Origin of the sequence: Paenibacillus sp. GCM10027628, from assembly GCF_042676385.1 — a bacterium.
In the GTDB taxonomy this organism is placed as follows: domain Bacteria; phylum Bacillota; class Bacilli; order Paenibacillales; family NBRC-103111; genus Paenibacillus_E.
In genome coordinates, this window is sequence record NZ_JBHTHA010000051.1 from 65085 (window position 1) to 88712 (window position 23628).

The window sequence follows — 23628 nt, forward strand, 5'->3', positions numbered from 1 at the left end:
GAGGGATCAACGTGGCAAAAATGAACAAAAAGTGGGTCATCCTTTGTACAACAGCTATTGGAGCGATCTACACTGCCGGATATTTTGCTACCGAAACGCAAGCAACCCAAGCAACCATACAACAACCTTCACCATACAGCCAAAGCCAAGTGAACATTCAGGCCAACAGCACCCCATCCAAAGGACAATATAAAAATGGGACCTTCTATGGATTGGGAAGCAATCGCCGCGGATCGATTCAAGTAGCCGTAACCATGAAGAACGATAAAATAACGGATGTTGAAATTAGTCACTTTGCCATGCATTATTCAGAGGACGATGTAGTCGGATTGCCGCAAGAAGTTGTACAAAAACAAAGTGCGCAAGTGCGAAATGTATCGGGCGCAACCTACAGTACGGAAGCTTTTCAAGATGCTGTACAAGATGCGCTATCCCAGGCACGAAACTCATGACGGGCTCCGTGAAAAAAACGAAATTATTTATGGATACCGTTGTAGATATACAGGTGGTCACACGGAAATCAAAGGATGAGGCAGAAGCGGCCATCGATCGGGCTTTTGAAGCCTTTCGCAAAGTCGAACACGCCTGCAGTCGCTTCAGTCCTGACAGCGAATTGATGGAGGCATGTCGCCAGATTAAGACACCTATACAGCTTAGTCCGTTCTTATTTGAGCCTCTGAAGTTTGCTTTGGAGGTGGCCAAATGGACGAATGGCAGCTTTGATCCTACTGTGGGAAAAACGATGGAAGATCACGGGTTTCATCAGCATTATTTAACTAGGGAAACCATGCAAAGCCCTTCAGATGATTCTGCCACCTATCACGATATTGTCTTAAATGAACAAGATCAAACCCTTTATTTACGGAAGCCGCTGGTGATTGATTTGGGCGCGGTAGCTAAAGGTTTTGCCATCGATTTGGCTGCTCGCGAGTTGGCAGCTTTTGAAGGTTTTATCGTTAACGCCGGCGGTGATCTCTATGCTGGAGGCGTAGATGAAAGCGGAAGTAAGTGGAAAATTGGCATTCAGCATCCATTGCATAAGGAACAAATCATACAAACTATTGAAATTTCGAATGAGGCCATATGCACCTCAGGAAGTTACGAACGGAGAAGTCCGGTAAAAGCCGGTACGCATCATATTGTCGACCCCAAAACCAAACAATCGCCAGACGATTGGATCAGTTGCAGCGTCATTGCTCCATTCGCCATGATGGCGGACGCCTTCTCGACGGCCTCTTTCTTATTGGGTCTGGATCAGGGGAGAACGCTAATAGAAGAGGTTGAACTTAAGGGAATCCTGATTACTTCCGATTTACAAATATATAGAGTAGGAGGGATTTAAATTGGCAGCTAACAAATGGACCAAAACACCCAAAGGATATGTAACCATGGCCATGGTTGCCTTTCTAATCCTAGCCGCTATTTGGACAACGGACTTCAAAGGTATTTACAATGGGATCATAGCCGTCGCTGTTTCAGTAGCCGTCGATGTCCTTTGCTCCCGTATGGCCAGAAGGAAACGAGTTCTGCCGGATGGCGCGGTGATTACAGGCTTAATTATTGCTTTGATCTTAAGTACGGCTACCTCATGGTATATTGTAGCTGCAACGTCCATTCTGGCCATTTTGTCCAAGCATGTACTCGTCTATAAGAAAAAACCAATCTTCAATCCAGCTGCTTTCGGATTGCTTCTATCTATCCTTTTCTTTCGATCTGGACAAAGCTGGTGGGGGGCATTTGGGGATCTTCCAGCATGGACAATCGGGATTCTCTTGATTGGCGGCTATTTGGTAACGAATCGCGTGCATAAATTCCCTCAGGTCTTTTCCTTTCTCGGAACGTATTTCATCCTCTTATTGATGATGGGGATATTTCAAGTCGGAGATGCCACGGACGCGCTTCGGCCGCCGTTTATCAATGCTTCACTTTTCTTTGCTCTATTTATGCTTACAGATCCGCCTACTTCACCGGCTAAAGATAAGGATCAAGTTATTTTTGGTATCCTCAGCGCGGTAGTGGGAGCGGTTGTTTATGGGTTGTTTGGAGGCTTGATGTATCTATTTATTGGATTGCTTGTCGCGAATTTCTACCATTTATTGAAAAATCTTTCTTTACATGCGTCCAAGGTTCAAAAACAAAGCTATCACAAAGCATGATTCTAAGATTAAAATAATTGAAAGGAGTTGATTTCGCTTGAACAACGTAACGAAAATTAAAATAGTAAAATCCGCTAGTGAAGTATTCGAAGCTCTTGCAGACCCTGCCCAAATGTCAAATTACTGGTTTTCATCAGGTTCGGGAAGATTGGAACCAGGCAAGACGATTACATGGAGATATGATGAATACAATGCACAAGTGGATATCAAAGTTATGCAAACCGAAATCAATAAGAAAATCGTTTTCCAGTGGGGTACCGATGGGGAAGGCCATGTTGTAACGATTACGCTGCAAGAATTGGAGCAGGCGAGTACAATAATTGAAGTGAATGAAGAAGGTTTTAATGAAACGGATGAAGATTTCATTCGTCAGCTGGTAGATAATAAAGAAGGCTGGGTTTATGTGTTAACTTGTTTAAAGGGCTATTTGGAATTTGGCATCTCTAACCTGAGAGCCGCCATAGTGAGATAACAGCCGTAGTGCAGAGACGGTTAATTTATAAAATTTCTGGGTGGAGCGAGTATTCCGCCTTGTTTTTTATTTTTGTTAAGGTAAAGCTATGGAGACGAACATTCTAATACGAATCTTTTTCGATGAACATGGACATTGGGTTTGCTTTGCCGCGAAGCACAAAGACAAGCTGCGTTCTAATGTCCTGAAGGAAGTAGTAAAATTCCGAGGCTGCGGGGACCTAAGTAGAGGTTTTAAGCTGCTCGTGTGCGAAGGGTGCCACGACCTGCGGCTTGAGTTCCGTTTCGCTGCAAAGGAAGATTCTGTACAACTTGTTCATGTGGAGAGACAGAAGAATGGGCACGTATGCGGCTTATTGACATGATAGTATCCTTTAGATTCTCGCGGTCAAACATGATCCCCCTGAGCGACGTTTTCGCCGAGTGGAGGACGTTTCGAACTTATAAGCCGGTGGATTCGGCTTTGTAACCCGAAGCATGCCTTCCTGCAAGTTGCTTGGAAGCTTTTCGTGTTGTAGCATTTTTTGTCATATAAAAAAACACCAACGTTCGGATTTTACTTTTTTATAATCCATCCTTTTACTAAATAATAAATGTTTTCACTGAATCTCCAAATCCATTGATCCTGAGAAAGTATCTGTAATTCTGGCAGATAATTTATTAATTTATCGAAATTTATTCTACCATTAATAGTAAAAGGACCTCCCTGTTTTTCAATTAGCCTTTGAGTATCATGGCTTAACATAAGTTCAGGTTTGTCAATAAAGTTTGAAAGTGGTAAATTTCGTCCATCCATTAATCTGCCCCATGCATATTGCTCGGAGGTAATAATTCCAACACCATTTTTATCATTTAATAAATTTCTAAATTGAAAAAAGTGTTTTTCCGCTAATATATCTCCCAATTGTTTTGCTAATGCAATTAGCCTATTGTTCCCTGACTGTTCTATTGTTTGAATTAGCGGTAGGAGTAATTGAGTCGAAACAGTTGAAGATATAACAAGAGAATATTTTTTCGACCCAAGCAGACTAAGGGGACAGATAGTACCATGAATCCATGCTATAAGAATTGACTCAGCTTTATTATATTCTTTATAGGTTAAACATCTTAATAATTCATTTGCTTCTGTTTCATCGATTCCTGTAAGGTCTTTCTTTATTAAATTTATTTTGCTTCTAAATGTACAAGCTTCCATTGTATGAATTAAAGATTGCTCATCTAAATCAAGCAAATGATTTTCCATATAATTTTTACATATCAAATCAAGAGGAAGATCATAACAATTTCCAGCACCAATAATTAATGAATTTCCAGAACTATCACTAATATCTGAAATTCTGTTTATCATTTTCCATAAATGTTCCCTATGATTTTCCCAATAGGGAACACAGTTTTCTAAATGACTATTCATATTCCTAAAACATAGTTCTAATTGATCCAGAAAATTAATCAATTTTTTATTGTCACCTCAGTGTTTGATTTTCTCACACAAAGAAAAACCTTGATATCTTCAAGGTTTTTCTTTGTATGATTTTTGGAAGTAATTTTTATTGATACTTTGATTTTATTTCTTTTTTGATGTTTTCACGGTTTTGAATATCTGTTGTATCTTTAGTATCAGCGTTATCTAGGTTGTACTTACCATATGCTGATGACATAATACTATATTGTCCCTGTGTATTCTTTTTTAAGAACACTACGTATTTTTTACCTTTCTCCATCTCTGAATAATCGTCTACCGTTAACTTCTTCTTCCCAGTAATTTCTTGAATAAGACCAACTGGCTCAATTACCTTAATCGTCTTATCCTCAGAAACTTCACCATTAGATTTAATAACTTTTTGTACTTTTATATTTGTTAGAGTATAAGCATCTTGGATTGTATTAGAGGATTTCCCTCCAGGAAAATATGTAGCTTTATGGTCACGGCCTTCAAAATCATTAGTTGGAGTTGCTATAAGAATAATTTCTGCATTTTTCTCCAATGACTGCAAATCGTTATATGGTACAACCCTTTCATACCCAACGATAGTGGTAACTTTGTTATAAACAAGAGAATAATATGAGGTACCGCCTGCTAATAATGCTAATGTCAGCAATCCAATAGAGACCTTCTTTTTTGTTAGTAACATGATAACTCCTCCTTTAATTTCCCCATTTACTTTTTAGGTCAGTTTTGTCATAAGTATTCGGGGGGAAATTTGTTATATCGTTTGCTGTCATAACTGAAGCAGTGCCAGTTGGTGAATGTGCTAAGGACAATGAGTGCCCAATTTCATGTGTGGTAACAGAAGATACAATCTGGGCTCTTGTTAAACTTCCATCTGGATTACTTCCATTTTTACTAGCCTTAATATTGTTATCGTATAAAGAAACTACACAGTATGTCCATGTTTCGGACGTACTGGCCATCTGGTGTAAACCTAATGAATCTGTTTTGTAAGGTTGTGTATAACCCAGTCTTCCTACAATACTAGAATACCCTGCATAATATTCATCGGAGGTACTGGTATTACTGCTCGTATACGTAATAGCTACTTTACTAGAAATTCCTCCCCAATTATTTTTACCTTCATCAAAAATTGAAGTATAGCCATATTGCGAAACTGAGGAGTCATAATATGCGGTGAAGATACCACTTGTTCTGCCTCCAGTCCAAGTAGTTGCTGAAGCAGAAATAGGCACTAATGCTGAACAAAGAATTAGTGAACCTATGACTTTAAAAATTTTTGATTTTCCCATCTCTTTCCACCTCTTGTATAATTTATGATAAGAAGATTACACTATCATAATATATTACCAATTATTTCTTGTAAATACTTTAATGAGAATATTTTATTTTATTGGTAAATTTTATTTTTAAATGTATGAAATGGAATTATTTATATCAACTACAATTCAGATTTTTTATCGGCTCAATTTTAATGTTGGATCCTTCGGGTGGAGACAACTGCTGGTTAAAGGAAAAGGGCTTACATGTGGTAATGGTCAATCCTGCCATGATAGAGTGAAATGAAGAAAACCAATATAACTGCCTTAAAAGAGTGTATACACGTCAATCACTTTATGAAGTCTGACGGTTTTGTAATTCTAAAAGTTTCAAATGACATGTTGTTGTTTTAGCTTTGCAGGCGGAAGAATGCGATCCATGATCCGTTTTCGGAAGCATCTTGCATTTTTCTAACGATTGAATAGTCTGTTCTTTTTGTTCTTCTACAATAACGGCTCCAAGTTGTCCCAAAAGTAGCATGCTTGGCGGATACACAGGGCTGCTCGTAACACCTTTTTTGAAAATCGGGGTTGTTAACCATCGATCAGGTAAAGCCGTAGGGAGCTCACGGATCCCAGGGTATTCCATCAATAGGTGATGTGGAGTATCACTGCGAGAAGTTGCCGAAGGAGCTGCTCCTGATTGATTCAATAACCTTTCACTGTGGGGAAAGCCCGTTTGCCCTAGGCTCCTTTTCATGGCGAACGTTGGCAGGATTTCGTCCCTATTAAATTCGGAAGAAGATTGGAGAGAGTTGAGGCTTGCTAAATTAATTCGTTAGAAGGCGTGCGGGAATAGAGGTGGGGGTAGCGTCACCCAATTTATTCCATATGATGCACGTATTCTCCACTGTGCCCTTAGCGATTTTTACTCCCATGTCTCAACGGGTCATAAGTCCTTTCATTCCTCGTTACACCTATCTAAGGGGTGGAGGTCGATCTTTCTAAGGTTACCTTATTGTAAGCTTGGTACTAACCGTTTTTGCTTCCGTTGTTCCTCCAGCAGATGCGCCATCTGCTTTTGCACATCTCTTGTTTGATCCGTGGTGAAGGCCGGATGTGCAAGATTGCATGTTTCCAGCGGGTCTGCGGTCAAGTTATACAGTTCATACTCCTCAGGGACAGGCTTGGTTTTGACGGATGTGGTATACAAAGTTACCTGCGATCCGTCAGGGGCGGGGGGACCAGCAATTGGGTAAGCGATAACGTCTGTGTCGCCAGGATGGCTCCAAAATTGATCGTTATCGAAGTAACGGGAGTACTTCCACAACTCTTTGGTGTTATTCCTATGTATGCTGGCAATAACAGTTTCGATATGGTTAGGTTGTATAACGGAAGGATAAGGTATCCCCAAAGGATTGATCTGGTGCTGGCCGCGAGTAACATCGTCGTCTATCATGAAATAGATCGGTTCTTCGACTGGATCCGACTTGGTCTGCCCCATGATCAATGGAGAATGATCGCGGCCTACAAAAGAACGGACTTCACTGAATGTATGCCGTAAGCGATTTTGGATGGCAGGTACATCGATATTGGCCAGACCCAGCAGGGTAGGCAGCAGATCAACGTGGCTTGTAAGCGTATCGAAATGCTTCGGCCGCGGAAAAAGCTTTTTATGGTGAATGAGCAAAGGCACATGCAACATTTCTTCGTAAGCACAGTACCATTTTTGATGAAGATGACCGTGAGCGCCAAGCAAATCCCCGTGATCGGATGTAAAAACAACAATCGTATTGTCATAGAAGGAGGAGCGGGTAAGTGCTTCAAACACCTTAAGCATTTCCTGATCTGCCTTTTTTTGCAGTTGATAGTAAAGCTTACGATAATGCACTTCGTTGATGATAGGCTGTAAAGCTCGGGGATATATTTGCTGATAGCTGGCTTGACATCGTGGTTTTGTATGTAAAGATTCGTTTATGGTCGGTGGCGGAGCAACCTGTGGCATAGGCTCTATATCGAAATCAAATACAGGAAGATGTGAAGTAAGAGAGCCGTACAAAACAATATCATGAGGGTTCACAAAGGAAGTGATAAGCAGCCACGGCTTCGCCTTGTTGTCCCTCATTTTCTCCCGATCCAAAGACTCGATGAGCTCAACTGCTTCTGAAGCATAGACTATGTCTCTGCCGCTTACCCCGAAAGCCGCGGAAGAAGCGGAGTTACGGGGGTTTTTACCGTGGGGCTCCGGACCAATCCAACCGGAAAACCCGTAGCTGTCCAGGTGGTCGGCGCCCAAATACAAGGCTTCTTTACTTCTATCAGGTACACCGGTCATGGGGTTATAGCTGGGGACACTTTGATGCGTACCGGGAACAACAATATCCTCATAAGAGATATGCCACTTCCCTTTATAATAGGTTTGGTAACCTGCCTCGCGAAAGTAATTACCGATCGTAGGCACTGTGTTTCTGTCCAACCAAAACATATCCGAGTCGGCGCTTTCTTTGGCAATTCCGTTGGTTTGGGAGACGCCATGGAGAGAGGGATACTGACCGGTCAATAAGGTTGCTCGACTAGGGCAGCAGGCTGCACTTCCAATGTAATGCCTGTGAAATTCCAGGCTATTAGCTTTCAAAAGTTCGTGAGCAACGAGATTTTGTCTGCGCCATTCCTGGATTTCCGCATTTTCATAAAGGGGCGGATAGCGCTCCTCATCTACGAGAAATACGAGAATGTTAGGTTTTTCATCCTTTGAAGAAAGCGGCTGTTCATTCATGGCAGGCACCTTCCCGGGGCGGCTTTTTTACCATGACTATGTGATAAAGTGTCAAAAGAGAAGTATTTCAGAAAATACATAATGAAGCGACTTTTAAAATGACATAAGTCACCTCGATCTGATTACTTCTTGCACTGTCGGTAAACTCCCTTATTAGCGATAATAAATCTATAAGATCCAATCCAATAAGGGAGTGTTGTTCACATGAATTCAACAGTATCTTTAATCATTTCGGTAGCGATTTTCTTTTTCATCATACGCGGTCAATTAAGCGGTATGAAAGCGCCAATCAAGAAAGCAGGAATCACTTTATTGCTACCGATCCTATACATCTCTACCTCGTTATTTCAATTGTTCGATCCAACCCTTCATATCCAGCAGGGGCAAGTCATCTTAGCCTTGCTAGTAGGAATGGTCGTTTCCATACCTCTCATCCTAACGACGAACTTTGAAGTCCGGGCAAGCGGAGACACGTTTATCAAACGCAATAAGACGGTTTTCGTGTTGTTAATCGTGATCTTTGCACTCCGATTTGTCGTTGTTGCAACGGTTAAAACGATAGATCCAAGCACCCTGAGCTTTATGTGTAATTTGGTCACGCTCGGATATATAGCGACATGGCGTATCGTAAGCTTCATGAAATTCCGCAGTGTAAGCAACCATAAAACTTTAGGGATCAACGCATAAGAAAAGTTGTTCAAATCATTCCTGGCTATCCATAATGTGGATAGCCCTTTTTCATCTATATTGGATGCTCCCCTATCATTTTGTTAGAATGGGTAAATCATACCCATTGGAGGAGAAGCTTTGATGACAAAACGAATCGGTTGTTTGCATGCACACTATTCGAATATTCCGTATATCGAGCAGGCATTTTCAGTTTATGACGCTGAATTGCTTCATTTTGTTGACCCCGGTTTGGTTGGCAGAGTCTCGTCCGACGAGAAGTTTAGCGTAATAGATGCACAGCAAAAGGTGAAAGAGCAGATCGAATGGATCGCTGAGTGCAAGGTGGACGCTATTCTGATTACATGCACGAATTACATTGCGCTGCTCGAGGAAGACCAGCTTTCCCTATCCATCCCTATTATTAAAATGGACGAACCTTTCTTTACCTATATCTGCGATCAAGAACAATCGCAAATCTTGCTTTTTACGAATCCTGCCACAGTAGAAGGGACGATGAAACGTCTTCACGACCGGGCTAGCGAATTGGGTAAATCTCCACAAGTGGAGGTCCAAGTGATCCAGCATACTTTTGAACTCATCATGAAAGGCATGAATGAAGAGTATGTCCGGGCATTGACCGGATACATGCATACGCTGCTCGAATCCGACAAAAATACAACAATATCCGTCGCTCAATTATCCATGGTGGAAGCGGCTAGACATATGGAAAAAGAGACGAACCGTAGAATCGGGAATCCATTGGAAACTTTAATGTCTTTTGCGGTAGAAAAACTGCAGTTACAAAGAAAAAGTAGCTGATAACAGGCAATGACGGAAGGGTTAACACTAATTCCAGGAATGAAGTGATTGAAACATTAAATTTTCAAATGAATTACTGGATGAAACGATCAAAATCGTGTAAGCTTCATAATAAGCACATGTTACTGGCTTAGGAGGAAATTACAGATGAGATTGTATTTTGAAGGAGAATTAACCGCTCTGCTTCCCGGGATCCAGGTATTGTCTAAGGAGCTAGGCATCACGGTAGCCCAAGACGGACTAAGCGTCCGAGTTGAGCTATCAACAGGCGATCTGGAAGTAGGTATGGAACAAGGGAGTGCTTATATTCGTTATGGGCAAAAGCATCAATTTTTCCGGGGACTCGGTCTTCTCGTGCAGCACGGGCGCGTGGGAAATCCGTTCCAAATTCGAGAAAAGCAGCAGTTTGATACGATAGGACCGATGTTCGATCTGTCGCGCAATGCGGTATTGACGGTAGACAGCTTCAAATTCATGCTGAATAAAATGGCCTTGATGGGACTTAACACCGTCATGCTTTATTTGGAAGATACGTACGAGATTAAAGGTGAACCTTATTTCGGCTATATGCGTGGGCGGTATACACAAGCGGAGCTGAAAGAGATTGACGATTATGCCGACCAGTTCGGCATTGAGGCATTCCCGAGCATTCAGACCCTCGCACATCTGGAGGAATTCCTGAAATGGGAGCCGGTGAAGCATTACAAAGATACGAAGGGTGCGCTGCTGGTCGGGGAAGACAAGACGATTCAATTGGTCGAGAACATGATCGAAGCTGCCAGCTCGCCGTTTCGCAGTCGCAAAATCCATGTCGGCATGGACGAGGCGGAAGAGCTCGGCCGTGGTAAATATTTGGATCAGAACGGCTATGTAAGCCGGTTTGAGATCATGACCACGCACTTGGAGAAAGTGCTGGATATCGCACGCCGACGCGGCCTCAAGCCGATGATGTGGAGTGATATGTTCTTGAAGCTGGCTTCTGCCGGCGGAAGCGAATATTACGACGAAGAGACCCAGATCCCGGAGGAAATGGCGCGGCGTATCCCTAAAGATGTGGATATGGTTTATTGGGATTACGTCCATACGGAGCGGGAGGATTACGAGAGCCTCATCGCAAAGCACCGGCCGCTCGGGTGCAACCTTGTGTTTGCAGGTGCTGTCTGGGTATTTAATACGTTCGGAGTCAACTACGGCTTGTCGCTGAATGCGTCGGATACTGCCCTGCAGGTGTGCAAGAAGGAAGGCATCCGTGAGGTTTACGCGACGATGTGGGGCGACGACGGCATGGAGAGCAATCCGTTCATTGCGTTGCTGGGCTTGCAGCTCTATGCTGAACATGCCTACACGGAAGGCAAGCCGGATTGGGAGCGCCTGGCAGAGCGGGTCAAATTCTGCACCGGCATCGAGGCCGATGCATTCTTGCAGCTCAAATACCTGGACGAGACGCCGGGCTCGGAACCGGATAACCGTAAGCAGAGCAACCCGTCGAAGTTTCTGCTCTATCAGGATGTGCTGCTCGGATTGTTCGATAAGCAGATCGAAGGTCTGGAGATGGCGGCGCATTACGCGCAGGTGGAGCGGGAAATCCACCTGCGCCGCGTCGAAGATGCAGAGCTGGATTATTTGTTTGAGGTGCCGGAGCAGCTATGCGGCGTGCTGAAGCAAAAAAGCGAGATCGGTATTGAGCTGAAGCGGGCATACGATGCTGGAGATACCGAAACGTTGAGACGCATCGCGACCGAAGAACTGCCAGCTATCTCGGAAGCTGTCAGCAAATTGCGCGCCGCTCATCGTACCCAATGGCTGCGCATGTTCAAGCCGTTCGGCTGGGAAGTCATCGACATCCGCTATGGCGGTGTCGTGAACAGGCTGGATACCGCTTCACTTAGGCTTCTCGATTATGTAGAGGGGCGAATCAGGCAGATCGAAGAGCTGGAACAAGAACGATTGCTGTACAGCACCACAAACAGGTTTAATCAGAAGGGCGTAGGCTGGTGCAGTTATTATTACCGGATGGCGTCGCCCAATGTCTTCTTTCATGTATTGAATCCTTTTTAAAGATACAAATACCTTTAGAAGATGGCTCCGGGATTTCGGAGTCATTTTTTTAATGTTTTGGGGTCCTGTTGGCGATATAAACTTCAGCTATACGCGGCGGATCATCTTCGAAGATGTTTGTCGATTCTCATATAGGAAATATGCAAGATGCTGATTGTGGGCAATAGAGCATGGAACCTCATATGCGTGTGTATTGGCTGATGGTTACACTGGGGTTCGACCGTCTCCTGTGTCGGCGCGCGCGCTCAGGATTCGCGTTAGGCGTCAGTCACTTTCTGCTGATTTCGCCTTTAGAGAACTGATGGTCGCTATTAGCGACCGAAGAGACGCTAAAAGGTGAGGAATCCCCGTCTAGGGATCGATTAAAGAACAATGGTCCATATATAACGAACATGGTTCTCTAATCTAAGACCTTTGTTCTTTCGAGCCCCGTTTGGAACATACCTCTAAAATAAAATGCGTCAAAGAGGCTCACTAATAGCGACCCCAATTCTCTAATCTGCTGACTATGCCTATTTTCAATCACACGCAGGGTGATTTTATCCTACCCGGCAATTTAGCTTGATGGATAGCGAGGCATAATCTTGATTACAGGTAACAAGGATTCTGGTAAAAAGAGATCCAAAGGCCTTTGATCATTGACACAAAGGCATTAAGTTGTATAATACAATTATATAGAAGTTGCATAATACAATTAAATACAAAGAAAGGAAATGAATTATGCCAAGTATGTTGAACCAACCCAAGGCGGTGTGGGCTGTTGCCTTTGCCAGTATTATCGCTTTCATGGGACTTGGACTTGTAGACCCGATCCTGCCATCCATTGCCCAAAACATGCACGCCTCGTCGAGCGATGTTACATTGTTATTCACTAGCTACAATATCGTTATGGCTGTCGCTATGTTGATTACAGGTGTGATTTCCTCACGAATCGGGTTGAAGTGGACGCTACTCCTAGGCATCGTCATCATTGCCTTGTTCTCGGCGCTTGGAGGGAATTCTAATGGCATCTGGCAGCTCGTCTGGCTGCGCGGCGGTTGGGGTCTTGGGAATGCACTCTTTGTCGCCACTGCCTTATCCGCCATCGTATCTTTATCCAACTCCGGAGTTGGGCTCTCGATTATTTTGTTTGAAACGGCTGTTGGCTTAGGGATATCCGTTGGTCCGCTGCTTGGCGGAGAGCTTGGCGCGATTTCTTGGAGAGGGCCGTTTTTTGGCGTTAGCACGTTAATGGTTGTTGCCTTTATCTTTCTCTTGATTGTCATGCCCCGAACGAAACCTGTTGCGAAAGCCAAAACCTCGTTGCTGGACCCATTTCGCGCCCTGAAACATCGCGCACTTTTCACTTTCGGGATTACAGCTTTCTTGTACAACTTTGGTTTCTTTACATTGTTGGTTTATGCGGCACTAATATTAGGTCATTTAGGTCTCGATGAGCACGGTCTCGGTTATGTATTCCTCGGTTGGGGCTTAATGTTGGCGGTCGCTTCCGTCTTTATGGCGCCCAAACTCCAAAAACGGTACGGTACTTTGAAATCGATGTGCATTCAGTTGTTTTTGTTTGCGCTGACCTTGTTCGTTATGGGGATTTGGACCATGAATAAAGAGGTCATCATTATAGCGGTTATTATTGCCGGCGCGTTCCTGGGGAATAACAATACGCTAATCACGACAGCGGTGATGAATGCGGCGCCTGTTCAACGTTCCACGGCATCTGCCGCTTATAGCTTCCTGCGGTTTATTGGCGGTGCAATCGCTCCATATTTGGCAGGGAAGCTGGCAGAGTGGTATAACCCGCACGTTCCGTTTTATGTGGGCGGCGTTTTTGTTCTTTTATCGGTTATGTATCTGTTCCTCAATCGGAAACATTTGCAGCATATCGATCAAGTTGAATCTTCGCATTGATTGCGGCTTTGGAGGCCCGATTAGCCTGTTTGATGGCTAAATCGGGTCTTTTTTCTTAACCGGAGACAGGCCCCGACTTGAAATAAACTTTAAAGTTTAAATCTTAAATTCTAAAGTTTAAATTTTAAACGTTGAACTTTAAATTTTAGTTGCCACCTCCAAAACAAAGATGTAAGAAACTTCTAATAACCCTCCCAAATCTCTCCACAATTGCGAATCTATTATACTAGCTCATATAGGTTGGGAGAGGAAATAGACATGGCCAAGCACGATATTCTTACCACAACCATTGATTTATCGATTGATAACGGCAGCAGTCATATTAAAGGTATTTATGATGACTTGAACAACAGTTTTATTTTCCCTAATGTGGTGGCGCAACCGTTTGGAGAACGCTTTTTATTGATGGAACAAGGAGATCCCCTGGATTTTCTGGATGTTCAAATCACATCGCCTGCGATTGATATGGAACAGTACCGTCACGTCTACGTAGGTAACCTGGCGATCGGGGACGAAGGTATCGTTCATGAAATCGTAGGTGACAAAGCGGTACAAAAGAAGGCGCAGCGACCGGAGACGATGGTGACCCTCCTGACAGCAGCGGCATATGCGATAGCAACGAAACACGAAGATGCTATTAAACGCGGCAAAAACCGCATTAAAGCTGCGGTCAATCTAGGAACGGGGCTGCCCATCAGAGAGATCACCAAATTTAGTGAAGAATTCGCCCAAAAGATAACAGGGGGCGTCCATTCCATTACATTTATCACAACTCCTTTATTTAAAGGCGTAACGGTTGAAATGGAGTTCTCGCTGCCAACTGGAATCAGCATTGACGATGTGTCAGGCGTTTATGACATGGAAGCAACCTCCAAGTCGCAGTTGGCGCACAAAGGTTTCGGTATAGCAGACGTTGGCGGTGTGGATATGGATATCGCCTTTTTTAGACCGGGGCTTGATCTGGATCAGCGGCATTCGACAGGCGCCAAGATCTATCTGAACGACGCCTTGGAAAGCATTCGCAATGAGGTCAACGCCCAAGGTGAGGAATTAGTTGGCAGCACGGCAGAGCTGACGCTTATGCTCATCAACAAGGAGTACGAAATCTACGCAGAGGGTAAAGTTGCGTTTGATATGACGAACCTTGTTAATCGACACATGCGTATCTTGGCGGAGAAGGTACTGAAATACGCCCGTAACGCCTGGAAGCATGTTCGTTATGCCAATGAGTTCTGGTTTATCGGTGGCGGTGCCATCGTTCTTCAACCTTGGATTGAGAAACTAAACGCCGAGTTGGGTTTGCCGATCCGATTCGATAACTCCGCGTACAGCCAGTTCCGCAATTGCCGCGGTACTTTCTTTCTGTTGGAGCATGCCCTGAAACAAGTGGGGGAAACAGCGGCAAGCGTTGAGGCCGAGAGAGGACTCGAGGGTGGGAGCGGGTCGGATTGAAGAAACGGAGATCAACGGTTATGGTAAGTCCGGGTAAGGATGTGACCCTTTACATCCCGACGGACACGCCGCCTGAGGTTATCGATTATATGAACCGGTTGAAAGCGGACGGTATGTTTAGTCAGGGCGTCATGGATATTCTGACCAGACATATTCTACAGAAATTAGCATTGGAGACTCCGGTGCATGGAGGCACGCATATTCATGATGCCGGATCATTTTTGGATGATGCGATCTATCCAATGGAATCTTTGGAAGATCGCGAAGACCTTGACCTTAGCTCTGTAGTTGAGCCCGAAGCTATCAGCCGGAACGACTTTAGTCTGGAGCAAATTTTTCGTCAAGCCGGACGGAATGCCGGTAAGCTAATGCACGAACACGAGACAGAGAAATGAAAGTATGGAATTGAGGGGTGAACTCCAATCAGGATGAGAAGGAGGACATCGAATGTCTACCGAACAAGCAACCGCAGGTACGCGTAATTTTACACTTTCTGATGAAATATTTCGTCAACCTGGACTTGATATTTATGCTCAAATGGTGTTCATAATTTTGAGAAGTTTCTCGTCTGAATCCAGTTTGCCGGAGTTATCGGATATCGCTAAACTGGGTCGAATGAGTGACAAACAAACCATGAAGGCGCTGCAATGCCTCGTGGATCTGAAAATTTTGCCGCATAAATTATTCCGGCGGATGGTCGGCAATTTTCAGGATGACCGCCTCTCATGGGCTGCCAAAGGGTTACTCATCTTTTGCAAGGATAACCCGCAGATTCATATGCAAGACCTGTTGGAATTAGCAGGAGATTCGGGTGAAGACGAACATAACATACGTAGGGCGCTTCAGGAGTTGAGCCAGTGCGGATACCTGGAAGAGTACCCCGAATGGCGTCAGATGGCTAACTGACATGCTAGGAAGGCTAGTGCTGCGATGTGAACATAACAAGGAAGGCTGCTTATGGCAGTCTTCTTTTTTTCCTTTCCAACATTTTTGTATACATTGCCACATTGAGTTGTGCGCGGTTTAACGCTTATAATATAACGAGATAAAAGTTTAAAAGAAAAGGTGTCAATCATGAGCATATTAAACGTAGAACGACTCAGCCACGGCTTTGGAGATCGCGCAATCTTCAACGATGTATCCTTCCGCCTGCTCAAAGGCGAACATATTGGACTGATCGGAGCCAACGGTGAAGGCAAGTCCACTTTTATGAACATTATTACGGGCAAGCTTCAACCGGATGACGGGAAAATCGAATGGTCCAAACGCATGCGTGTTGGCTACCTCGATCAACATGCGGTGCTTAGCAGGGGCATGACGATCCGCGACGTCCTGAAGGGAGCCTTTCAATATCTGTTCGATATGGAACAAGAAATGAACGATATGTACGCCAAGATGGGCGACGTCACTCCGGAAGAGCTGGAGAGGCTGCTAGAGGACGTCGGAACGATTCAGGATACATTGACGAATCAAGATTTTTATATGATCGATGCCAAAATTGAAGAGACTGCCCGCGGATTGGGCCTTACCGATATCGGGCTGGATAAGGACGTCAATGACCTGAGCGGCGGACAACGGACGAAAGTATTGCTGGCAAAGCTGCTGCTTGAGAAGCCGGACATTCTGCTTCTTGACGAGCCGACGAACTATCTCGATGAGCAGCACATCGAATGGTTGAAGCGTTACTTGCAAGAGTATGAGAATGCATTCATTCTAATTTCACATGATATTCCGTTCTTGAATAGCGTTATTAACCTGATTTATCATATGGAAAATCAAGAGCTAAACCGCTATGTCGGCGACTACGACTATTTCCAGCAAGTCTACGAAATGAAAAAGCAGCAGCTTGAATCTGCTTATAAACGCCAGCAGCAGGAAATTGCTGATTTGAAAGATTTCGTTGCGCGGAACAAAGCGAGTGTTGCGACGCGAAATATGGCGATGTCCAGACAAAAGAAGCTCGATAAGATGGACGTCATTGAGCTTGCAAAGGAAAAACCAAAGCCTCAGTTCAATTTCAGAGAGGCGAGAACGTCCGGCAAGGTGATTTTTGAAGCGAAGAGTCTCGTTATCGGTTATGAGGAGCCGCTATCCAGACCGCTTGATCTCCGCATGGAACGGGGACAGAAGATTGCACTCGTAGGGGCGAACGGGATCGGTAAAACGACATTGATGCGGAGTATCCTTGGTGAGATCAAGGCTCTGTCCGGCTCCGTTCAGCTCGGAGAGAACCTGAATATTGGCTACTTTGAACAGGAAATGAAAGATGCCAATAACAATACCTGCATCGAAGAGGTGTGGAAGGAATTCCCTTCATTTTCACAATTCGAAGTGCGGGCGGCGCTGGCCAAATGCGGTCTTACCACCAAGCATATTGAGAGCAAAATTGTCGTGCTTAGCGGCGGCGAGAAAGCGAAAGTGCGCCTCTGCAAGCTGATCAACCGTGAATCGAACCTGCTGGTGCTCGATGAGCCGACCAACCACTTGGATGTGGATGCCAAGGATGAGCTGAAACGTGCGCTTAAAGCATACAAAGGCAGCATTCTTCTCATTTCCCACGAACCGGAATTTTATCGCGATGTCGTGACAGACACTTGGAACTGTGAGTCCTGGACGACGAAGGTGTTTTAATCCATACTACCCGAAGCTTGCCTATCCGTTAGTGATTAGGCAGGCTTTTTTGCATACAGGAAAGGCTGCATTCCGCAATTCAAGATCACTTGACCTCATAATTATTGAAAATCTGTTCAGCCTGACTTTTTATATAATCCGCGACAGAAGCAGGCTCCAGCACTTGGACGTCAGGACCGTAGCTTAACAGCATGCCGTACATCCATTGACTATCCTGATAGCTAACTGTTACACGAAGAAACCCATCCTCTTGGACTTCGACAGCGTCTTGTCCGAACGCTTCCTCCACTCTCACCCTTACGCGCGGGCGAAAGCGCAGAACAAGCTGTATAGTAGGGCCCGGTTCTTGGTTGCCCCATTTGGCATCAAGCTCCTCCAAACGAACGCCTCTATTCTTAAATTGCTCCAAGCGCACATGCAGTTCTCTTATCCTTGAAAGTCGGAATGTCCGATAGTCGTTGCGAAGCCGGCAATACGCATAGAGGTACCAAGAATAGCCCTTCCATGCGATACCGATAGGCTCGACGGACCGGTGTTCTCCGATTCCTTCGGAATTCGTGTATAAAAAAGACACGACTGTGCGATTTTTGGCCGCTTGCCGAAGCGTTGCCAGCATCGACTTGTCTCTGAGCCCGCCGCCGTGCCATAGATTGGTATCAAAAATGAGAGTCTCGCCAGTCTCTTCCATCCGGTTCTGGTCAGATTTGGCCACAAGCGCTTTGACCTTGGTTAATAAGGTGTCCATTTCCTGATCGTTCAGTGAAGACTGGACCCCTTTTAGTGCAACCAAGATGGATTGAAGATCATCCAAGGTAACGATTTGGCGGTCGATCCGGAATTGCTCCATGATTTCATAGCCGCCGTCAGGGCCTGTATAAGAGACGATGGGAATACCCGAGGAGTTGATCGTCTCCAGATCTCGGTAGATGGTTCGAAGCGATACTTCGAACTTATCGGCGAGTGCCGGCCCGCTAATCCTCCGCTGGCTTAACAATAGCATCGTAATGGCAAGCAGACGCTGAATTTTCAAGCTTAATCCCTCCTTTTTCTAGTACTCCATGTCCATCCTAATACTTCCAACCATCATTTTACGTTTGGCTAAGGAATTTGTCGATGAGAACAGACCAAAAACTTAATTTAGGTTTGGTAAAAGACCCTGACAACAAGCTGTCAGTAAGGGTGGGCTAAACTACGAATATAGCAGCAAATAACAAATCTGAGGAGGAATTTAAAATGAAACATGACCAAACGATCCGCCCATTCCGCATCGAAGTCCCTCAATCTGATCTAGATAGCCTTAAAGAGCGGCTTGCTTTAACTCGTTGGCCTGATGAACTTCCGGGCGTAGGCTGGAATTACGGAGCGCCTCTAAGCTTTGTTAAGGAGATGGCGGAGTATTGGAGAACGTCTTATAGCTGGCGCAAGCATGAGGCTCGCTTGAACGAGCTTCCCCAATTCACAACAACGATCGACGGCGCAACGGTTCATTTCTTGCATGTCCGTTCTCCGGAACCGGATGCAATGCCGCTCATCTTGACCCATGGCTGGCCGGGATCGATCGTTGAGTTTCTGGATGTGATCGGACCTCTTACGGATCCTAGCTCTTATGGAGGCGATTCGGCGGATGCGTTTCATCTGGTCATTCCTTCAATTCCAGGTTTCGGATTTTCCGGCCCGACGAAGGAAGCCGGATGGACATCGACGCGTGTAGCCGGCGCTTTCGCTGAACTCATGAACCGATTGGGCTATGAAAGGTACGGTGCCCAAGGCGGAGATATGGGTGCCATCATTTCTCCGGAGCTTGGCCGTGTGGCGGCGGGCCATGTGGTCGGTGTTCATGTGAATGCAGCTACAGTGGGATTCATTCCATTCGGTCCGGTTGAAGAAGATGTACTGGCGAAGTTCACGGATGCGGAGAAGGTACGTTTGGAACGCTTAACCCATTTCATGCGGGAGAGGTTTGGATTCAATGCGATTCAATCCACGAGACCGCAAACCTTAGCTTACGGCCTGACGGACTCCCCAGCTGGATTGCTCGCTTGGAATTGTGAGCTATTTTACGGATTTGGAGATGCTGTAGAAGCTGTAGACCGTGATCAGTTTTTGACAAACTTGATGCTTTATTGGTTAACGAGTACAGCTAATTCTTCCATTCGCATGTACTACGAGGGAGCGCATGATCCTAGCGCTTGGGCGCCAAAAGAGCCATCGAAAACGCCTGTCGGCGTGGCAGTCTTTCAGTTAGCGGACGTTGCGCTCCGTCACTATGCCGAGCAGAACCATCACATTGTACATTGGAACGAGTTCGACAGAGGCACCCATTTCGCAGCAATGGATGCGCCGGATCTGCTGATAAGCGATATTCGCAAATTTTTCCGAAGCTTGCGTTAAGATCGAGCATAGACTCTGACCTAGAAGAAGTATAGAAAAAAGGCTGCCGTCGGCAGCCTCTTTTTGTATGACATGAAGATCAGCTTCCGGGAGATTAGACCGGTTCATGGACCGGCTGCGGAGCTTTTTTGCCGAAAGATAAAAAGTATAAGAACGCACTGGCTATAACAACTAAGCTTAATACCAGAATAAGATTCCCATACATGTAGGCGTGCGAGTCCGAGATGAGAGGATGGAGCGGGAATGAGAACAGCTTTTGTTCCATTATTTTGGCGACTAAGGCGGTCACTACAGCCCCTGAAATCGTTGATGTCATATTGAAAAAGCCCATGCCGACGCCGATTTGGTGAACCGGCAATATCTGCGTAACACTCTCCGTTAGTGCCGTCTGAACAAAGGAGAATCCGATGTACATCATAATGAGGGCAACCCCGATGTACCATACCCAAAGCCCGATCGTGGAAGATTGCAGCAGCAAACTAAGCGCAATTAAGGCTAGACCTAGATAAACGACGTAATGGCTTCCTCGTTTGACGGTCAAATTACCGGCGACCCTACCGAATATGACTGCGCTAATGGCTCCCGGGAACATAATGAGCCCGATATTCTCCGTACTTAGACCATACATTTTGCTTAACATGAGCGGAATCACGAACATGACGGACATCACGGTACCGAATATAAGGAAGCCGATGATGAGCCCGTTTCGGTATAGCGGGTTTGTAAAAAGGGCGGGATCGACAAATGGGTCCTTCGCGCGGCGGATTTGAACAATAAATAAAATTAGCGCCACGAAAGTCACAAGCAGATAAAGCAAGTTTGCATTTGTCGTAAATAAAATCAACATAGCCACTGCAATACCTAGCAGAACGGCTCCAACAATATCTACAGTGCCCGCGCCACGCTGTTCCTTCGGCAGCAGCTTTTGGAAAAAAGGAATCGCAACGAGGACAGGGAGCGGAATGAGAAATAAATAGGACCAGTGCAGAGATCCTGCGATATAGCCGCCGAGTACCGGACCGATGCCAATTGCGAAGGATACGGTCGAGGTGATCACCCCAAACATTTTTCCCCGCTCTTCCGGCGTAAAGAATCGGGCCACCATGACAAAGACCAATGCCGGGATGGCCGACCCGCCAGCGCCTTGAATAGCTCTGGATATAATGACAGCAGGGTACCAGGATTGAAAAACAAAGCCCATGATAGACCCCAAGCTATAAAGGGTGATACCGATCGTAATCAGCTTTTTGACACTGTAAATATCGGAAAGTTTTCCGAAAATGACCATGCCCATACCGAACACGATAAAAAAGATCGTCACTACCCAGCTTACGCCGGAAGCGTCCAGTCCGAACTGCTTGGCAATGCTGGGGGTCGAAACATTAAATACCGATTCGTTCAATACAGCAAAAAAGATCACGTAATAAATCCACAACACACTTCTCTTTACTTCGGATGATTCCGTTACAGGTTTGGTACTGCTCTCCACAGCTTTCATCTCTTTATGCATCCTTCCTTTTTTTGGATATAGGTAAAGACTCTCAGATCCCTCCTCCTCCAAGTTTAACATGTAATCCAGGTTAGTATTTCTTATCGTTTGCTATGTTGGAAAACCTTTTATTGAGGAAATTGTTCATCAACAAGGGTAGAGAAATCAGAATGGGCGGATCGTCCAGACGGGGTACGTGGAGTGTAACTTGCTGGTGAGGGACCGTGGAATAGGGGCTGACGATGATCGGCTCCTTCGATCGTGTGCGTAAGGTTGTCTGAGGCAGCAAAACATCCATGGCCTTACTCCCCCAAGAGATTGAGGTGGCCATAAGGTAATAGGTGCCCGGTTTGACATCAGTAAAACAAAAATCTCCTAAAGAAGAAAGCAGCGTTCCGTGCAGGGGAAATCCTTCGGGAATCGGTTTGGCAAACAAGCCGATCAGAATGACACCTTCAAAGGGAGTTTCCGCGCGGACGGTCCCATCTATTCGAGCGTAAGGATTTGCAAGCACGGGCGGCGTATACCAGTCGTTAAGATTTCGTAGTGAACGCAAATGGTTATCGGCTTGCTGTGTCGAATTTCGAAATTCGGCAGGCGTCATGCCGACCCGTTCGGTGAATCGGGTGGTGAAAGTCCCCAGACTTTGCTGTCCGATCTCTAATCCGATATCGCGAACACTCAGATTCGTACGCAATAACAGATCTTTTGCTTTTTGCAAACGAAGGGAGGAGACATAGTATAGGGGTGGGAGTCCGATTCTTTCTTTGAAAATGCGTGAAAAGTGGTAAGGGCTATAGGCTACATACCCGGCCAATCGGGAAAGCGGCAGCGGTTCATAGATATGCTGATGAATAAATGCGATGACCTCATCGATTTCCGAAATCAGGTCTGTCGCCATTTCTACACCTTCCTTTCACCTGACAAATAGCATGTTCCTTACAGAACAATTGTTCGTGTTAATTTTACCACATATTTCATATATAGGGAACGATTTTATTCAATAATTTGTCCATAAAAAATGAAAAAGAAACCTGAACGTATATAAATATATAAATTGGACCAATCTAGTATCTATAACTCTATTAATTTTTAAGAGGAGGAGATACTATGTTTCGTAAATTCATAAGAATTGCTTTGGTGCTTCCTTTGCTGCTTGCATTATGGCATGCCGAAACGGCATATTCCTACCCTGTGACTGAAGATGGGGGAGAATCATCCCCAACATACAACGATGCAACAAATGTAAATGCGGCGGGATCTGATACAGAAGGGACACCTGCTGAAGCGGCACCGGCTCCGGCACAGTACCAGGTGAACCGAGGAGACACACTATATAAAATTGCTCAGAATTTCGGCGTATCTGTCAATGATCTGATGGTCGCCAATGACATCCAAGATCCGCGCCTTCTGGTCATCGGACAAAGCTTGCGCATTCCGTCAAGCGGGGCAGGCATTGATTTGCCGGATGGTCAGCATAAAATCATCAAAAAAGTGTTGAGCACGACCCTTACTGCTTATACGGCCGGATTTGAATCGACTGGTAAAAAGGAATCGCACCCCATGTACGGTATTACTTATAGCGGCATAAAAGCCAAAGAAGGACGCACGATAGCGGTTGATCCCGCTGTAATTCCTTTGGGGTCAACAGTGTTCATTGAAGGTGTTGGCATTCGCAAAGCGGAGGATATCGGTTCGGCCATTCGCGGATCGAGAATCGATGTGTTCATGAACGATCTGAACGAAGCGCAAGAATTCGGGGTTAAGAAGAATGTAAAAGTCTATTTGCTAGAAAAAGAGAATGTTTGATGCAAAAATTAAAAAACGGGCAGTTGCTATTGCGGCATGCCCGTTACTTTTATAAAGCGCCGCTTCACGCGTGATCGGCGAACGATAAGCTCTTGGCGGCGAGAGCGCGGCGAAGCAGATCCATCGCTTTTAGCCCCATGCCGTGCAGCTGCGCCGTAAGTATCCAGGCTTTATTTCTTATTCCTTGCGTTTTTGGAGCGCAAAAAGCTGCCGATTTCTCGGCAGCCTTCTTTGTGTGCGCCACGCATGGCGATTAACTAGGCGGTGAAAGTCCGCTGTGGGGGTTTGTAGTT

The 23628-nt window shown here is 45.2% G+C and carries 22 protein-coding genes and 1 pseudogene; 15 read left to right on the forward strand and 8 right to left on the reverse strand.

The window, feature by feature from the left end:
- Positions 1-20: 20 nt before the first annotated feature.
- The 5 genes and pseudogenes from ACFQZT_RS31165 to ACFQZT_RS34045 form a co-directional block, all read left to right on the forward strand.
- Entirely contained in the window at positions 21-452 is a 432-nt protein-coding gene (locus tag ACFQZT_RS31165; protein WP_379306697.1) for an FMN-binding protein, read from the forward strand.
- An 8-nt stretch (positions 453-460) separates the two neighbouring features.
- On the forward strand, positions 461-1342 hold the full coding sequence (locus ACFQZT_RS31170; protein ID WP_379306651.1) for an FAD:protein FMN transferase: 882 nt from the start codon (positions 461-463) through the stop codon (positions 1340-1342).
- Position 1343: 1 nt separating this feature from the next.
- Positions 1344-2156: an RnfABCDGE type electron transport complex subunit D gene (locus ACFQZT_RS31175; protein ID WP_379306653.1), complete on the forward strand. Its 813-nt coding sequence runs from the start codon at positions 1344-1346 to the stop codon at positions 2154-2156.
- A gap of 37 nt (positions 2157-2193) precedes the next feature.
- The gene (locus tag ACFQZT_RS31180) at positions 2194-2628 is read left to right on the forward strand and encodes an SRPBCC family protein (protein WP_379306655.1); all 435 of its coding nucleotides are present in this window, start codon (positions 2194-2196) and stop codon (positions 2626-2628) included.
- An 88-nt stretch (positions 2629-2716) separates the two neighbouring features.
- A pseudogene (locus ACFQZT_RS34045) lies at positions 2717-2976 on the forward strand (transposase zinc-binding domain-containing protein); the annotation flags it as partial.
- Between the two features lie 207 nt (positions 2977-3183).
- Here the strand turns inward: ACFQZT_RS34045 and ACFQZT_RS31185 are convergent.
- The 5 genes from ACFQZT_RS31185 to ACFQZT_RS31205 form a co-directional block, all read right to left on the reverse strand.
- Positions 3184-4080 carry a hypothetical protein gene (locus ACFQZT_RS31185; RefSeq protein WP_379306657.1) on the reverse strand — a complete coding sequence of 299 codons (897 nt, stop codon included), beginning with the start codon at positions 4078-4080 and terminating at the stop codon, positions 3184-3186.
- 94 nt (positions 4081-4174) lie between these two features.
- Positions 4175-4759 (reverse strand): hypothetical protein, encoded by a 585-nt coding sequence (locus tag ACFQZT_RS31190; protein WP_379306659.1) that lies wholly within the window; start codon positions 4757-4759, stop codon positions 4175-4177.
- A 13-nt stretch (positions 4760-4772) separates the two neighbouring features.
- On the reverse strand, positions 4773-5369 hold the full coding sequence (locus tag ACFQZT_RS31195) for a hypothetical protein (RefSeq protein WP_379306661.1): 597 nt from the start codon (positions 5367-5369) through the stop codon (positions 4773-4775).
- 322 nt (positions 5370-5691) lie between these two features.
- The gene (locus ACFQZT_RS31200; protein ID WP_379306663.1) at positions 5692-6048 is read right to left on the reverse strand and encodes a hypothetical protein; all 357 of its coding nucleotides are present in this window, start codon (positions 6046-6048) and stop codon (positions 5692-5694) included.
- A gap of 303 nt (positions 6049-6351) precedes the next feature.
- Complete coding sequence (locus ACFQZT_RS31205) at positions 6352-8112, reverse strand: sulfatase family protein (RefSeq protein WP_379306665.1); 1761 nt, start codon at positions 8110-8112, stop codon at positions 6352-6354.
- Positions 8113-8316: 204 nt separating this feature from the next.
- On the opposite strand from ACFQZT_RS31205, the gene ACFQZT_RS31210 reads away from it, so the two are divergent.
- The 8 genes from ACFQZT_RS31210 to ACFQZT_RS31245 all read left to right on the forward strand — a co-directional run bounded on the left by ACFQZT_RS31210 (position 8317) and on the right by ACFQZT_RS31245 (position 17646).
- Positions 8317-8799: a CcdC protein domain-containing protein gene (locus tag ACFQZT_RS31210; RefSeq protein ID WP_379306667.1), complete on the forward strand. Its 483-nt coding sequence runs from the start codon at positions 8317-8319 to the stop codon at positions 8797-8799.
- 123 nt (positions 8800-8922) lie between these two features.
- Positions 8923-9600: a hypothetical protein gene (locus tag ACFQZT_RS31215; protein ID WP_379306669.1), complete on the forward strand. Its 678-nt coding sequence runs from the start codon at positions 8923-8925 to the stop codon at positions 9598-9600.
- A gap of 147 nt (positions 9601-9747) precedes the next feature.
- Complete coding sequence (locus tag ACFQZT_RS31220) at positions 9748-11658, forward strand: beta-N-acetylhexosaminidase (RefSeq protein WP_379306671.1); 1911 nt, start codon at positions 9748-9750, stop codon at positions 11656-11658.
- Positions 11659-12378: 720 nt separating this feature from the next.
- Positions 12379-13563 carry an MFS transporter gene (locus ACFQZT_RS31225; RefSeq protein ID WP_379306673.1) on the forward strand — a complete coding sequence of 395 codons (1185 nt, stop codon included), beginning with the start codon at positions 12379-12381 and terminating at the stop codon, positions 13561-13563.
- Positions 13564-13821: 258 nt separating this feature from the next.
- Entirely contained in the window at positions 13822-15015 is a 1194-nt protein-coding gene (locus ACFQZT_RS31230) for an Alp7A family actin-like protein (protein WP_379306675.1), read from the forward strand.
- Positions 15012-15410, forward strand: a complete 399-nt coding sequence (locus tag ACFQZT_RS31235; RefSeq protein ID WP_379306677.1) for a hypothetical protein — start codon at positions 15012-15014, stop codon at positions 15408-15410. Before ACFQZT_RS31230 ends, ACFQZT_RS31235 begins: the two co-directional genes overlap by 4 nt.
- A gap of 52 nt (positions 15411-15462) precedes the next feature.
- The gene (locus ACFQZT_RS31240) at positions 15463-15921 is read left to right on the forward strand and encodes a hypothetical protein (RefSeq protein WP_379306679.1); all 459 of its coding nucleotides are present in this window, start codon (positions 15463-15465) and stop codon (positions 15919-15921) included.
- 168 nt (positions 15922-16089) lie between these two features.
- Positions 16090-17646: an ABC-F family ATP-binding cassette domain-containing protein gene (locus ACFQZT_RS31245; protein ID WP_379306681.1), complete on the forward strand. Its 1557-nt coding sequence runs from the start codon at positions 16090-16092 to the stop codon at positions 17644-17646.
- An 85-nt stretch (positions 17647-17731) separates the two neighbouring features.
- Here ACFQZT_RS31245 and ACFQZT_RS31250 read toward each other — a convergent pair whose 3' ends face one another.
- Complete coding sequence (locus ACFQZT_RS31250; RefSeq protein ID WP_379306683.1) at positions 17732-18676, reverse strand: helix-turn-helix transcriptional regulator; 945 nt, start codon at positions 18674-18676, stop codon at positions 17732-17734.
- A 203-nt stretch (positions 18677-18879) separates the two neighbouring features.
- Here ACFQZT_RS31250 and ACFQZT_RS31255 point away from each other — a divergent pair, with 203 nt between their 5' ends.
- On the forward strand, positions 18880-20037 hold the full coding sequence (locus tag ACFQZT_RS31255; RefSeq protein WP_379306685.1) for an epoxide hydrolase family protein: 1158 nt from the start codon (positions 18880-18882) through the stop codon (positions 20035-20037).
- Positions 20038-20131: 94 nt separating this feature from the next.
- Here the strand turns inward: ACFQZT_RS31255 and ACFQZT_RS31260 are convergent, their stop codons facing one another.
- Positions 20132-21535 (reverse strand): MFS transporter, encoded by a 1404-nt coding sequence (locus tag ACFQZT_RS31260; RefSeq protein ID WP_379306687.1) that lies wholly within the window; start codon positions 21533-21535, stop codon positions 20132-20134.
- 82 nt (positions 21536-21617) lie between these two features.
- Entirely contained in the window at positions 21618-22427 is an 810-nt protein-coding gene (locus ACFQZT_RS31265) for a helix-turn-helix domain-containing protein (protein ID WP_379306689.1), read from the reverse strand.
- A 209-nt stretch (positions 22428-22636) separates the two neighbouring features.
- Between ACFQZT_RS31265 and ACFQZT_RS31270 the strand changes: the two genes are divergently transcribed.
- Positions 22637-23335, forward strand: coding sequence for a 3D domain-containing protein (locus tag ACFQZT_RS31270; protein ID WP_379306691.1), 699 nt, complete (start codon positions 22637-22639; stop codon positions 23333-23335).
- The last annotated feature ends 293 nt before the right edge of the window (positions 23336-23628 follow it).

Coding starts and splice junctions, on each gene's coding strand:
- ACFQZT_RS31165 (WP_379306697.1), top strand. CDS start 21: ATGAACAAAAAGTGGGTCATCCTTTGTACAACAGCTATTGGAGCGATC.
- ACFQZT_RS31190 (WP_379306659.1), bottom strand. CDS start 4,759: ATGTTACTAACAAAAAAGAAGGTCTCTATTGGATTGCTGACATTAGCA.
- ACFQZT_RS31195 (WP_379306661.1), bottom strand. CDS start 5,369: ATGGGAAAATCAAAAATTTTTAAAGTCATAGGTTCACTAATTCTTTGT.
- ACFQZT_RS31205 (WP_379306665.1), bottom strand. CDS start 8,112: ATGAATGAACAGCCGCTTTCTTCAAAGGATGAAAAACCTAACATTCTC.
- ACFQZT_RS31210 (WP_379306667.1), top strand. CDS start 8,317: ATGAATTCAACAGTATCTTTAATCATTTCGGTAGCGATTTTCTTTTTC.
- ACFQZT_RS31215 (WP_379306669.1), top strand. CDS start 8,923: ATGACAAAACGAATCGGTTGTTTGCATGCACACTATTCGAATATTCCG.
- ACFQZT_RS31220 (WP_379306671.1), top strand. CDS start 9,748: ATGAGATTGTATTTTGAAGGAGAATTAACCGCTCTGCTTCCCGGGATC.
- ACFQZT_RS31225 (WP_379306673.1), top strand. CDS start 12,379: ATGCCAAGTATGTTGAACCAACCCAAGGCGGTGTGGGCTGTTGCCTTT.
- ACFQZT_RS31230 (WP_379306675.1), top strand. CDS start 13,822: ATGGCCAAGCACGATATTCTTACCACAACCATTGATTTATCGATTGAT.
- ACFQZT_RS31240 (WP_379306679.1), top strand. CDS start 15,463: ATGTCTACCGAACAAGCAACCGCAGGTACGCGTAATTTTACACTTTCT.
- ACFQZT_RS31245 (WP_379306681.1), top strand. CDS start 16,090: ATGAGCATATTAAACGTAGAACGACTCAGCCACGGCTTTGGAGATCGC.
- ACFQZT_RS31255 (WP_379306685.1), top strand. CDS start 18,880: ATGAAACATGACCAAACGATCCGCCCATTCCGCATCGAAGTCCCTCAA.
- ACFQZT_RS31260 (WP_379306687.1), bottom strand. CDS start 21,535: ATGAAAGCTGTGGAGAGCAGTACCAAACCTGTAACGGAATCATCCGAA.
- ACFQZT_RS31265 (WP_379306689.1), bottom strand. CDS start 22,427: ATGGCGACAGACCTGATTTCGGAAATCGATGAGGTCATCGCATTTATT.
- ACFQZT_RS31270 (WP_379306691.1), top strand. CDS start 22,637: ATGTTTCGTAAATTCATAAGAATTGCTTTGGTGCTTCCTTTGCTGCTT.